A 13221-nucleotide genomic window follows, 5' to 3' on the forward strand; every position below is an offset into this window, starting at 1 on the left:
GTGATTGGCGGCATCTGTTCCCACACTTCGGTTGTACTGAGGTCAGTCGCGTTCCCCCGTTCACTTGCCATGGAAGGCGAATGACCGGGCACCGGAATAGTTCACGACAAGCGCAATCGCCGAGGCGATGGCGAGCGCAACGGCAGGCGACGCGAGTACGCCCGGGCCAAACGCGATCAGCGTCACATACACCGTCAGATTGACCAGCAATCCCACGATCTGCACCGACAGATACGAAGCGAATTCACGCATGCTCGGCCGGGTCCCGGCCTTGAAAGTCAGCGTGCGGTTCAGAAGCCACGTCACTACGACGGCGATGCCGAACGATAGCCCCCGGCCGGCGAGGGGGCCGGCGCCGAGCCAGACGGCGGCGAGGAGCACGCCGAGGTCGGTGACGAAGCCGAGGCCGCCGACGACACAGAACCGCAGGAAGCGCCGGGCCTCGCCGGAGCGGACCAGGGCCGTGACGTCAAAGCCCGTCATCGAAGACCGGAATGGCGAGATAGGCGAGGCGCATCATGTTGTGCCGCGTCTTGGTGACCATATCGAGGATCAGCCCGGCGGCAATACTCAGCACGCCGACCAGGACGAGGCTCGTGGCGAGGACGGCCGTGGGTAGGCGCGGGACGAGGTGGGTCTCGAGGAATTCGTAGATCACCGGGACGCCGATGACGATGCCGGCGATGACCGCGAGCAGGCCGGCCGTGCCGAAGAACAGCAACGGCCGTTCGTCCTTCACCAGGCGGGCGATGAGCCACAGGATGCGCGTGCCGTCCCGCACGGTGCGCAGCTTGCTCTCCGAGTTCTCCGGCCGCTCCTTGTAGCGCGCCCGCAGCTCGAGCGACGGCATGCGCAGCTCGAGGCAGTGAATGGCAAGTTCCGTTTCGGTCTCGAAGCCGCCCGAGGTGGCCGGAAACGATTTGACGAAGCGCCGCGACAGCACCTTGTAGCCGGACAGCATGTCCTCGAACTGTCGCCCGAAGACGGACTGCACGATGCCGCTCAGCAGCCTGTTGCCCCAACGATGGCCGCGCCGGTAGGCGGCGCCGTCCGCCGCGTCCCGCGCCGCGTTGACGAAGTCGGCCCGCTCGGCGAGCAGCCGGGCGACCAGGTCGGGGGCGGCCCCGGCATCGTAGGTATCGTCGCCGTCGACCAGGATGTAGACGTCCGCCTCGACATCGGCGAACATTCGCCGGACCACGTAGCCCTTGCCTTGCCGTGGCTCGCGGCGGACGATCGCGCCAGCCGCCCTGGCGATGGCAGCCGTGTCGTCGGTGGAATTGTTGTCGTAGACGTAGATGGCCGCGTCCGGCAAGTGCGTGCCGAAGTCCCGCACCACCTTGCCGATGGCCGCCGCTTCATTGAAGCAGGGGACCAGCACGGCGATGCGTGGACGCGCCGCCCGGCCGGTGCCGGCGATGCCAGGTGAGGCGAGAGGCTGGTTCATCGGCAAGCTCTTCTCATCGCGGCGTGGCGGAGCTCAGCCGGGCGCGCCTGCATCCGGCATCTCCTTGCGGCACGAGCCCGCCTCTAAGGACAGGGAGGTCAGGGCAAAATCAAGCCGCCGCGGGTCGCGCCCGCGGCCCAGCTCGCGCGGCGAGTAGGAGCGATCCGTCTCGAACGTCAGGCGCATGATGCCGTCGGCGGGGATGTCGGCGGCGGCAATGCAGACCGTCTGTTCGCTTCGTTCAGCGGTCAGCGTGAGCTCGGCCAGTGGCCGACCCACCAACAAAACACGCACCGCCTTGCTCGCCACCGCGTCCGGCAGGACGGACGACATGGCCAGACGCAGGCGGGCATCGCCGCCCGCGAGTGAGGCGGCGCCGAGCCGGACGGTGAGTTCAGAGCGCGTGTCGAGCGCCCAAGTGCCCCAGTCGTCCGGTTGCCACCATCCGGTCGACAGCATGCCGGCGCCGCGATCTCCGGCGCGGAAGGTGACGGTCTCTCCGGCCGCGAGCGGCTGCACCGGCGGGCCGGGCAGCGGCCGGCTGGTGACGTGCCGCCAGGTCGACGAGGCGAGGTCGAGCGCGCACAGGCCGTCCGCCACTCCGCGGCGGCGAGCATAGTCGTAGACGCGGGTCTCATAGGCGCCGCCCAGGGGATCATCGAGGTCCCAGCCGGGCGGCAGGAAGCTGTCCACGCCCAGTACCGTCGGCAGCCCGGACGAAGTGGCGTAGAGCATCGCCTCCACCGCGTGGACGTAGAAGCGGCGTTGCGCCTCGCTATCGGTCGGCGCCACCGTCGGGTGGACGACGTAGAAGGCGCGGCATTCGCGCGGCGCGGTCGCCGGCGGCCGGCGCAGCACGGCGACATCGGCCGTCCTCAAGCCTGCGGTCGGCGTGAGATTGTGCTGTTCGACCAGCACGGCGAGGCCGATGAGCGCAGCGGCCAGGGGGCGCCAGCCCCGGCCGCGGCTGGCCGCGCTATGCGCCAGCCGGTCCAGGGCGACCGCGGTCAGGATCGCGCCGAACGTCACCAGGACCAATTGCAGGCGGGCCACCACGCGCAGGGCGCGAGCGCCCGGAACCGTGTGATAGATCAGCGTCCACAGCGTCATGCCGCCGATCTGCACCTCCAACAGCATGCCGGCGACGATCGCCACCAGCAGGCTCTTGTAGACCAGCGCCGGCAGAGCATGCGGGCGCCCGCTCTGCCGGACCGCGGCGACCAATGCGGCCAGCAGCGTCACCAGCACGAGCGGCGTGAAGCCGCGCGCCAGTTCGCCGACGCTCCAGCTGGCGAGGCCACCCCAGAGGAGGTTGCCGGCCCCGACGTTGATGAGATCGATCGGCGCCAGCAGATATTGATAGACGTCGGCCAGCCGGTGCATGCCGGTCGAGCGCGCGGTCGGCCCGTAGGTCAGCGCAAAGGGAATCAGGCCGAGCGCAAAGGCGGCCGCGCCCGGCAGCAGCGCCCGCCAGCGGCCGCCACGCACGAAATCTCCCACCAGCGCAATGAGCACCGCCCAGTCGATCACCGCGGCGGCGGCCAGCGCGATCAGCGCGAACAGGCCGGTGAACCAGAACGTGTAGAAGGCCGTCATCGCCCACGCCGTCAGCAGCAGTCCGAGGGCTCCGCCCCACAGCGCCGCGGCGGCTCGCCGCTCGGCCACCAGCAGTTCGTGGACGCGGGCAAGCAGGCAGCCGAGCAGCGGCGCGAAGGCGACGGTCGCCAGTTGGGTGTGTGCCGTGCCGATGTAGAAGGCGTTGGAGCACATGACCAGGAGGGCGCCGAGAGCCGTCGCCCACAGCGACAGCCGGAAGTAGCGCCGCATCAGCACCCAGGCGGCAAAGAAGCCCACGGCGCGGACAACGGCCACGGTGAGCTCCATGGCGGCGAGCTGGCTCGCGCCGAGACGGCGAAAGCCGGAATAGATCACGCCGTAGACGAAGTAGCCGTCGTTGAAGCCGAGGACATGCGGATAAGGATAGAAGAAGATCGGGTCGCGCCAGCGATACCAGCCTTTGAGCACGCCGTACCAATGCTCGAGCCGAGCCGCCTGGATGACCGGATCGAAGCGGTCCCCCGTATAGATGTCGGGCCCATGCCAGAGATGGGCGCGGTAGAAGTAGAGGAGCGCGAGCCCGCAAACGAGGACGCTGACGATGACATCGGTGCCGGGAAAGCTACGCGGCGCGCGCGCCGCCTCGCGGTCTCGCATCCTGTCACCCTCCCGCAGGCGATGGTTTTCGTGTTGGGAGGAGGTGACGCGATTCGTGTGCCCAGACCAAGGCCACCGCCTGATCGACGGAAGGCGCGATCGCGCGCTGAGAGCGTGGCGCGCGATGCGGGACGATTTCTCCTTAAATCAACATCCCTCTATAAGTTTTTGATTTTAAAATGATCTTGTCGAAAAGCGGTCCACTGCTTCAGTTCATGCGCTCGTCGTCGAGCAGCCGGTTCACGGCCGCAGCAAAGCCATCTGCTTCGTTGCCCTCCGCCATCACCATGTCGGCGGCGGCCTTGGCCGCGTCGCTGCCGTTGCCCATGGCAATGGCGTAGCCCGCCTTGCGGAACATGGGGATGTCGTTGTCCATGTCGCCGATGGTGACGATCTCGCTCGCCGGGATGCCCATGCTGCGGCTGATGAACGCCACCACGGTGCCCTTGTCCACGTGGGGCGGCGTCACGTCGAGATAGTAGAGCTGCGAGCGGCCGGAGTGGGTGAGGCCGTGCAGCGCTTGGGCCAAGGTTCCCTCGATGGCGGCAAGGTGCTCATGATCGTCGCTCGCCCCCACGATCTTGCCGCCCTGGGCGAGGTAGGGGGTAAAATCCGATACCACCGTCGGTTCGGTCAGGATCGTCCGCAGCTCGTGCTCCACATGGGGCCCATCCGGATCGGTGATCAGCCACTGGCCGGCCGTGAAGAACCAGGTGCTGATCCTCTCGCTGCCGAGCAGATCGATCGCGACGCGGGCGGCCTCCTCGGGAATGAGGGTCTGCTCGATGACGCTCATGTCGGGCCGAACCATGGTGCCGCCGTTGAAGCCGCCGACCGGGTCCGTGATGCCCAGCGCGTCGACGATGTAGCGCATGCCGAATGGCGGCCGGCTGCTCGTCACGCTGAAGCCGATGCCCTGTTGCTTGAGGCGCGCCACCGCGGCCTGGCTCGCGCGCGTCACCCGCTTGTCGTCGGTGACGAGCGTGCCGTCCACGTCGGAGAGGACGAACGAGATGCGTTCGGGCCGCGAACGTTTGGCGGCGGGCTCCGTGTCGCTCAAGCCAGGCTCCCGGGTGGCATTTCGGTGCGCTCGCGCAGGCCGAGGCCTCGGATGATGTCGGTCACGATCTCGTCGGGCGCCGGCTCCACGGAAACTGTCAGCGCGCGCTCGCCCGGGCTTGGCGCCTGGAGCGTGTCGAGCTGATCCTGGAGCAGGCTCGCGGGCATGAAGTGCCCGCTGCGGCCACCCATGCGCGCGGCGATCAACGGGGCGGGGCCGGTGAGATGCACGACCCGCACCTCGGCCGCCCCGCGAACGAGGGCATCGCGGTAGACGCGCCGCAACGCCGAGCAGGCGAGCACGGATGGGGTGCCGGTGTCCCGTTGCCGGTCGATCCAAGCCGCCAGTGCGGCGAGCCACGGGGCGCGGTCGGCGTCGGTGAGCGGCACCCCGGCGCGCATCTTGGCGACGTTGGCGGCCGGATGCAGCGCGTCGGCATCGAGGAAATCCCACCCGAGCCGCTGGGCGAGGAGCGTTCCGATCGTCGTCTTGCCGGACCCCGAGACGCCCATGACGATCACGGTCGCCGGCGCGTGCTCGGGCGCCGAGCCGGTCAATCGACGTCGTCCGGGTGGGCGGCGCGATCCACCAGCCAGCTCAACTGCTCCTGGGCGGTGACGCGCGCGGCCGGCAGGTCTTCGCCCGCCAGCACGCGGGCCAGGATCGCCCGTTTGTCGGCGCCGGCGACCAGAAAAGCCGTCGATCGGCTGGAGTTGAGAGCGGGGAGGGTCAGGGTGACGCGCGGCACGTAGGGGGTCTGCCCGGCCTCCGGCACACCGACAACCCAGCGCGTCTCCTCCGCGAGGGCCGGCTTCCCAGGAAACAGCGAGGCCGTATGGCCGTCGAGGCCGATGCCGCAGATCATCACGTGGAACAGCGGCCGGTTGGGGTCGAGGATCTCGGCTCCGTAGAGCTGCTGCAGCGTCGCCTCATAGGCGCGGGCGCTCGCCTCGGGCGTCTCGAGATTGGGGATGACGTGGATGCGGTCCGGCGGGATGGGCGCGTGGTCGAAGAGGGCGAGCCGCGCCATGCGGGCGTTGCTGCGCTCGTCGCTCGGGGGCACGAAGCGGTCGTCGCCGAAGAACCAGCGGATGCGCCCCCAAGGCAGCGTCTCCAGGAACGGCGGCCTGGCCAGAGCCTCGTACAGTTTCTGAGGCGTCGAGCCGCCGGAGAGGCAGACGAACACGTCACCCGGCGTCGCTTCGATCTCCTCCAGCAGCCAACTGGCGGCGGATTGACGGAGCGCCTCTGCATCCTTGGAAACGATGGTTTCGATCGTCGTCATCGCCGCCTCGCGTGCTCCGTCGAATCAGCCGGGCCAAGCCTTGCCGCTCTGTGCAAGCCCTGCCGTTCTATAGATGCCGCCAACTGCGGCCGTCGCGCCCGAGCAGCGCGTCGGCTTCGCTCGGGCCGTTCGTTCCGGCAGCATAGGTGGCGAGGCCTGCGCCCTTCGTCTCGCGCCAGACCCGCTGGAACGGCTCGACTGCGCACCAGCCGGCCTCCACTGCATCGGCGCGCTGGAACAGCATGGCGTCACCGATCATGCAGTCGTAGATCAGCGTCTCATAGCCCGTCGACGGGGCCGCCTCGAAGAAGTCGGCGTACTTGAAGCGCATGTCGACGCCGCCGATGCGAATGGCGGGGCCGGGCACCTTGGCATTGAAGTGCAGCCGGATGCCCTCGTCCGGCTGGATGCCGAGGACCATGAAGTTCTGTGCCAGACGTTCCACCGGCGTCTCGCGGAACATGCTGAAGGGGGCGGCCTTGAACTTGATCGCCACTTCGGACTTACGCGCGGAGAGGGCCTTGCCCGTGCGCAGGTAGAAGGGCACGCCCGCCCAGCGCCAGTTATCGATGTGCAGCTTCAGCGCGACATACGTCTCGGTCGTGCTGGTCGGCGAGACATCGGGCGCCTCCCGGTAACCGACGACGGTCTCGCCGTTCACGGTGCCGGCACCGTAGCTGGCGCGCACGGAGTTCGCGAGCGCCTGCTCGTCCGTATAGTGGGAGATGGCGTCCAGCACCTCCGCCTTCTCGGCCCGCACCGCGCCTGCCTCGAAGCGGGACGGGGGCTCCATGGCGACGAGCGAGAGGAGCTGGAAGAGGTGGTTTGGCACCATGTCGCGCAGGGTGCCGGTGGCGTCGAAGAACGCGCCGCGCCGTTCCACGTTCACCGTTTCGGCCACCGTGATCTGCACGTGGTCGATGTGGTTGCGGTTCCATAGCGGCTCGAACACGCCGTTGGCGAACCGCAGCATGGTGATGTTCTGGACCGTCTCTTTGCCGAGATAGTGGTCCATCCGGTAGATCTGATCCTCGTCGAGGACGCTCAACAGATCGCCATTGAGGGCGCGGGCCGAGCCGAGGTCGGTCCCGAACGGCTTCTCGACGATCACCCGCCGCCAGGGGCCGCCATCTTCTTCGCCCACCAGCTTGGCGGCGCCGAGCGCCTTGACGATCGGGGCGAAGCCCGCCGGAGGCGTCGCCAGGTAGAAGATGCGGTTGCCCTGCGTGCGGTAGCGGTCCTCCACGTCGAGCAGCCGGGCGCACAGCGTGTCGAAGCTGCCGTCCAGGCTCGGGTCCGCCTGGACGTAGCTCAGGTTGTTGAACAGCTTCTTGGCGAGTTCGCGATCGACCGGCCGTGTCGCGAATTTTCCCAGGGCTTCGACGAGGCCGTTGCGGAAATCGTCGCTCGTCAGATCGGCGCGGCCGACGCCGATGACGGCGAAATGGTCCGGCAGCAGGTTGGTCGCCGCTAGGTTGTACAGGGCGGGCACGAGCAGCCGTTGCGTCAGATCGCCCGTGGCGCCGAAGATAACGAAGCAGCAAGGGTCGGGCCGGCGGACGCCGGAGGTGTCCGTCTGGATCATCGGGCCACCTTGCTCGACGCAGCAGCGGGAGACGGCGCGCCATGGCCGGGCTCGACGTGGCCGCCGAAGCCCTTGCGCATGGCCGACAGGATCTTCTCGGCGAAGGTGTGCTCCTGGCGCGAGCGGAAGCGGGCGTAGAGGGCCGCGGACAGCACGTCGGCGGGGACGGCTTCCTCAATCGCGGCCTGGATGGTCCAGCGCCCTTCACCCGAATCCTCGACGAAGCCCGAATAGCTCGCCAAGGTCGGTTCCTCCGCCAGCGCGTCCGCCGTCAGGTCGAGCAGCCAGGAGCTGACGACGCTGCCGCGGCGCCAGACCTCGGCGATGTCGGCGATGTCGAGGTCGAACTGCTCGGCCGCCACCCGGTCTTTGCCACCGGCGTTCTTGAGAATGTCGAAGCCCTCGGCGTAGGCCTGCATCAGGCCGTACTCGATGCCATTGTGCACCATCTTGACGAAATGGCCGGCACCGTTCGGCCCGGCATGGATGTAGCCGTGCTCGGCGCGCGCATCGCGCCCCTCGCGGCCCGGCGTGCGCGGCACGTCGCCGAGGCCCGGCGCCAGGGTCGAGAAGATCGGATCGAGCCGGTCGACGATCTCCTTGTCACCGCCGATCATCATGCAATACCCGCGCTCCAGGCCCCAGACGCCGCCGCTGGTGCCGACGTCGACGTAGGAGATGCCCTTGGGCGCCAGCGCCTGAGCCCGGCGGATGTCGTCCCGCCACATGCTGTTGCCGCCGTCGATGATGGTATCGCCCGGCGACAGCAGGTTGCCGAGTTCCATCACCGTCTGCTCGGTCGCCGCGCCGGCCGGCAGCATCACCCACACATGGCGCGGCGCGTCGAGTTTGGCCACCACGGCGGCGAGGTCACCCGCGCCGACCGCACCCTCGCCGACCAGCGCATCGATCGCCGCCTGGGCACGATCGCTGACGACTGCCTGATGGCCGTTCTGGAGTAGCCGCCGGACGATATTGCCGCCCATGCGTCCGAGGCCGATCATGCCGAGCTGCATTGTGGTGCCTTTCCTGCCTTGAGGACCGGCCGGCGGCCGCGTGCCACCGGTCAATGATACGAATGTTGCGCGGCCGGCGCGGCTCGGCGCAGGCTCTCAGGCCCGCGCCACCGCTTGCTCGATCGCTTCGGCGATGGTGGCGAGCCCGTGCGCGACGTCGCCTGAGATGTGCAGGCGAAGGTAGCGCCGGCCCCGCTCGGCGAGCACGCCGAGGTCGCCCGCCGCCTGCGCCGCCTCGACCTGGCCGAAGCTCAGGCTGCGGCCTGGTATGGCGATGTCGTGGGCCGCATCGGCGGTGATCTGCACGAAGACGCCGCTGTTCGGTCCGCCCTTGTAGGCTTGGCCCGTCGAATGCAGGAAGCGCGGGCCGAAGCCGAGGCAGGTGGCCACCCGCCGCTCGACGAGCACCGCCTTGCGGGCCTTTTGCAGCACCTCGTGATGGGCCGGGTTGCGGGCAACATAGGCGAGGATGGCGACATAGTCGCCCGCCTTGGCCCGGCCCAGGTGGGCGCGCAGCACCTCTGCCAGGCCGCCCGCCTCGGCGGCCAGATCGAACTGCTCGCGATCGGCCTCGCTGCTGAAGACGCTAATCGGGCCGGTGATGGCCGTCGGCGTCTCCTGCGGCAGGTGGCCGGTCTGCTCGATGGCGGCGCTGAGTTCGCGCGTCTTGATCTTGCTCGCTTCCACGTCGGGCTGGTCGAACGCGTTGATGCCGATGACCGCGCCGGCGACGGCGGTGGCGATCTCGAAGCGGAAGAACTCCTCGGCGAGCCGATCACGCGAGGCGAGGTCGATGCGCACCACGGGATGGCCAGCGGCCCGGAGCGTCTCGGCGAAGGCGTCCTGCGTCCCACTGGAGCCGTCGGTCAGGCGCAGATAGATGAAGACGCGGTCGCCGGCGTAGGCATCGATCGGCACCTCGGGCTCGCCGTCCACCGGGATCAGGCCCTTGCCCTGCTTGCCGGTCGACTCGGCGAGCAATTGCTCAGCCCAGGCGCCGAAGGTCGCGATGCCGGGCGAGGCGATCAAGGTCACCTTGTCCCGGCCGGCGTTGGCGGCGGTGCCCAGCACGAGGCCGAGCGTCGCGCCCGGGTTGTCGGCGGGCGGCACGTCGGGCCCGCAGGCGTAGACCATTTCCTGCGCGGTCTTGAGGAAGACCTCGACATTGATGCCGATGGCGGCGGCCGGCACCAGGCCGAAGCGCGAGAGCACAGAGTAACGGCCGCCGACGCCGGGCAGGCCGTAGAAGACGCGCCAGAAGCCGTCGGCCTTGGCGGTCTTCTCCATGGAGGAGCCGGGGTCGGTCACGGCCACGAAGCGGCTGCCAGCCTCATCGCGGCCGAGCGCCTTGCCCACCTTGTCGAAGAAGTAGTCCTTGAGGATGTTGGGCTCGAGCGTGCTGCCCGATTTGCTCGAGACGATGAACAATGTCCGGCGCAGGTCGAGTTTGGCCTCGGTGGCGGCGATCTGCTCGGGATCGGTGGAATCGATGATGGTGAGGGCCGGGTAGCCGTCGGCGGCGCCGAAGGTCTCGGCCAGCACCTCCGGGCCCAGGCTCGAGCCGCCCATGCCGATCAGCAGCACGTGGTCGAAGTCGGCCTCGGCGACCTCCCGCTGGAAGGCGACGAGCTCGTCGACGCGCTTGAGCTCCTCCGGCACCAGGGTCAGCCAGTCGAGCCACTTGGCTTCGTCCTTGCCGGTCCAGACAGCCGCATCCCGATGCCACAGGCGGCGCAGCGATCCCTCGCTCCGCCAGGCCTCGCTGGCGTGCGCGACACCGTCGGCCAGCGTTTGGGGGAGGGCGGTCGTCTGCGTGTTGAGCTGCGCGCCCAGCACGGTGATGCGCCGCCGCGCCACCGCACCGAGCAGCTTGTCGGCCGCATCGGCGAAGAGCTTGACGCCGTCGCTGACCAGTTCGTCGGCAACGGCCTCGATGGAAATGCCGGCCTTGGCCAGGGCGGCCATGATCGCTTCGGCCTCGCCGACGTTCTCCTCCAGCGAGTTGCGCAACCGGCCGTGATCGCGGAAGGCGTCCATGGTGGCCGGAGGCATGGTGTTGACCGTGTTGGGCCCGATCAGCTCCTCCACATACAGCACGTCGCTGTAGGCCTTGTTCTTGGTGCCGGTCGAGGCCCACAGCAGACGCTGGGCGTGGGCGCCCTTCGCCTTGAGCTGCGCAAAGCCGCCGTTGAAGAGGCGCTGGTAGCGCCGGTAGGCGAGCTTGGCGTTGGCGATGGCGACCTTGCCCTTGAGGCCGGCCAGCCGCGCTTTTTCGTCCGGATCGTTGGCCTTGGCGATGGCCTGGTCGAGCAGCTTGTCGACGGCGACATCGATGCGGCTGATGAAGAAGCTCGCCACGCTCGCCACCCTGGAGACGTCGCCCCCCTTGGCGGCCAGCGCCTCGAGGCCGGCGATGTAGGCCTTGGCCACCTCCTCGTAGACCTCCTGCGAGAACAGCAGCGTCACATTGATGTTGATGCCGTCGCCGATCAGCGTGCGGATGGCCGGAATGCCGGCCTTGGTGGCCGGCACCTTGACCATCAGGTTGGGACGGTCGACCTCCTTCCAGAAGCGGCGCGCCTCCTCGACGGTCGGCTCGGTCTCGAGCGCCAAGTAAGGCGAGACCTCGAGGCTGACGTAGCCGTCGGCGCCGCCAGTCGCGTCGTAGACCGGACGCAGCACGTCGGCTGCCTTGCGGATGTCAGCCATCGCCAGGTGCTCGTAGAGCCCCATCACCGACAGGTCGCTCTGGCCGAGAAGGTCGGCCGTCGCCTGCGAATATTCGTCGGTATCGGCGATCGCCTTCTCGAAGATGGACGGGTTGGAGGTCACTCCGCGCAGCCCGTCCTCGGCGACCAGGCGGGCGAGGTCGCCCTTGTCGATGAAGCCGCGGGCCAGAAAGTCGAGCCAGGCGGCCTGGCCATGGTCGGGAAGGGATTTCAACGGGTTCATGGCGGTCTCCTGGCGGACTTCTATCCCGGTGCGCCCGAGCGGGCGAGCGTCTTCGCGCGCGGCTTGCCGTTCCGTCTTGCGGCCGCTGCGGCCTTCGGATCCCCGTGGCCGCCGCGCAGACGAGTGCGACAGGTCGCAGCCATTCATGACGTCCTTACGTCAGTCGCGTCTACAACGATTGGCGACGTTGACCGAGGAAACTGAACCGATCAATCTCAAATGCAACCGCCGCAATCCGGATCCGCGCCTGCCGCAACGGACGGCGCCTTAGAGCGCATACCCGCTCGGATGAACCCATCCGTTGCGCAGATGTGCTCCAACTCTTTGAATTCAAAAGCTGAATCCTGGTTGGCCGAAATCGGCCGGCCGGACGTGCGCCAACGCAATTGACCGATCCTACCGGAGGAACGCCCTTGCAGAAGAAACAGTTCGCGCTCGGTGCAGCGCTCGGCCTTGTCTTGGCCTCGGCCGCGCAGGCCCAATCTCCCATTCAGGTCAAGATCGGCGTGCTGAACGACCGCGCAGGGCTTTATTCGGACATCACCGGTGAGGGCTCGGCCATCGCGGCGCGCATGGCCGTGGAAGACGCCAAGGTCGCCGACAAGGGAATCAAGGTCGAAGTGCTCGCCGGCGACCACCAGAACAAGCCGGACGTCGGCTCCTCCATCGCCCGCCAATGGATCGACCAGGACGGCGTCGACGTGATCGCCGACGTGCCCACCTCCTCCGTAGCGTTGGCCGTCAACCAGGTCGTGCGCGAGAAGAACAAGATCTTCCTCAATTCGGGGGCCGGTTCGTCCGACCTCACGGGCAAGCAGTGCTCGCCCAACACCGTACACTGGACGTACGATACATGGGCGCTCGCCAACGGCACGGGCGGCGCCATGGTCAAGCGCGGCGGCGACACCTGGTTCTTCGTCACCGCCGACTATGCCTTCGGCCAGGCCCTGGAGCGCGATACCAGCGCGGTCGTCACGAAGGCCGGCGGCAAGGTGCTGGGCTCGGTCAAGCATCCGATCAACACCAGCGACTTCTCGTCTTATCTGCTGCAGGCGCAGTCATCGAAGGCGAAGGTGATCGGCCTCGCCAACGCCGGCGGTGACACCATCAACGCCATCAAGCAGGCCGGCGAGTTCGGCATCACCCAGGGCGGCCAGGCGGTTGCCGGCCTGCTGATCTTCAGCAGCGACATCCATTCGCTGGGGGTCAAGACGGCGCAAGGCCTGGTGCTGACCGAGGCATTCTATTGGGACCTGAACGACAAGACACGGGCATTCTCCAAGCGGTTTGCCGAGAAGAATGGCGGCAAGATGCCGACGAGCGTGCATGCGGGCGTCTACAGCTCCGTGCTGCAGTACCTGAAGGCGGTCGCCGAGCTGAAGAGCAAGGACCCGGAGAAGGTGCTGGCCAAGCTGCGGAGCGCGCCGATCGAGGATGAGCTGTTCGGCAAGGTGGTGCTGCGCGAGGACGGTCGCGCCGTGCACGACATGTATCTGTTCGAGGTGAAGAAGCCGGACGAGTCGAAGGGGCCGTGGGACCTCTACAAGACGTTGACCGTCATTCCCGCCGATCAGGCCTTCCGGCCGCTGAAGGAGGGGGGCTGCCCCCTCGTCAAGAGCTGACCGACCCCGGCCGTGCAGGTCCTTCGCAAGGCGACGGGTC

10 protein-coding genes are annotated in these 13221 nt (G+C 68.2%); 1 reads left to right on the forward strand and 9 read right to left on the reverse strand.

The genetic code is table 11. The features are described from left to right. Positions 1-60: 60 nt before the first annotated feature. The 9 genes from IEW34_RS05740 to IEW34_RS05780 form a co-directional block, all read right to left on the reverse strand. A complete protein-coding gene (locus IEW34_RS05740; RefSeq protein WP_188608200.1) occupies positions 61-483 on the reverse strand; it encodes a GtrA family protein in 423 nt (140 codons plus the stop codon). Then, entirely contained in the window at positions 470-1447 is a 978-nt protein-coding gene (locus IEW34_RS05745) for a glycosyltransferase family 2 protein (protein ID WP_188608201.1), read from the reverse strand. Before IEW34_RS05745 ends, IEW34_RS05740 begins: the two co-directional genes overlap by 14 nt. A 33-nt stretch (positions 1448-1480) precedes the next feature. Continuing rightward, positions 1481-3661 (reverse strand): hypothetical protein, encoded by a 2181-nt coding sequence (locus tag IEW34_RS05750; protein ID WP_188608202.1) that lies wholly within the window; start codon positions 3659-3661, stop codon positions 1481-1483. A 208-nt stretch (positions 3662-3869) separates the two neighbouring features. Then, positions 3870-4721, reverse strand: coding sequence for an HAD family hydrolase (locus IEW34_RS05755; protein ID WP_244641813.1), 852 nt, complete (start codon positions 4719-4721; stop codon positions 3870-3872). Continuing rightward, a complete protein-coding gene (locus IEW34_RS05760) occupies positions 4718-5278 on the reverse strand; it encodes a gluconokinase (protein ID WP_308424363.1) in 561 nt (186 codons plus the stop codon). The genes IEW34_RS05755 and IEW34_RS05760 overlap by 4 nt, the downstream gene beginning before the upstream one ends. Next, entirely contained in the window at positions 5275-6006 is a 732-nt protein-coding gene (gene pgl / locus IEW34_RS05765) for a 6-phosphogluconolactonase (protein WP_188608203.1), read from the reverse strand. The genes IEW34_RS05760 and pgl overlap by 4 nt, the downstream gene beginning before the upstream one ends. Positions 6007-6073: 67 nt before the next feature. Beyond that, a complete protein-coding gene (gene zwf / locus IEW34_RS05770) occupies positions 6074-7591 on the reverse strand; it encodes a glucose-6-phosphate dehydrogenase (protein WP_188608204.1) in 1518 nt (505 codons plus the stop codon). After that, positions 7588-8607, reverse strand: coding sequence for a phosphogluconate dehydrogenase (NAD(+)-dependent, decarboxylating) (gene gnd / locus IEW34_RS05775; RefSeq protein WP_188608205.1), 1020 nt, complete (start codon positions 8605-8607; stop codon positions 7588-7590). The genes zwf and gnd overlap by 4 nt, the downstream gene beginning before the upstream one ends. Before the next feature lie 96 nt (positions 8608-8703). Beyond that, entirely contained in the window at positions 8704-11559 is a 2856-nt protein-coding gene (locus tag IEW34_RS05780; protein WP_188608206.1) for a bifunctional transaldolase/phosoglucose isomerase, read from the reverse strand. Between the two features lie 458 nt (positions 11560-12017). Here IEW34_RS05780 and IEW34_RS05785 point away from each other — a divergent pair, with 458 nt between their 5' ends. Next, entirely contained in the window at positions 12018-13181 is a 1164-nt protein-coding gene (locus IEW34_RS05785; RefSeq protein ID WP_373288190.1) for an ABC transporter substrate-binding protein, read from the forward strand. Positions 13182-13221 lie beyond the last annotated feature (40 nt).

The sequence above is a fragment of the Chelatococcus reniformis genome, assembly GCF_014640075.1.
Taxonomy (GTDB): Bacteria; Pseudomonadota; Alphaproteobacteria; order Rhizobiales; family Beijerinckiaceae; genus Camelimonas; species Camelimonas reniformis.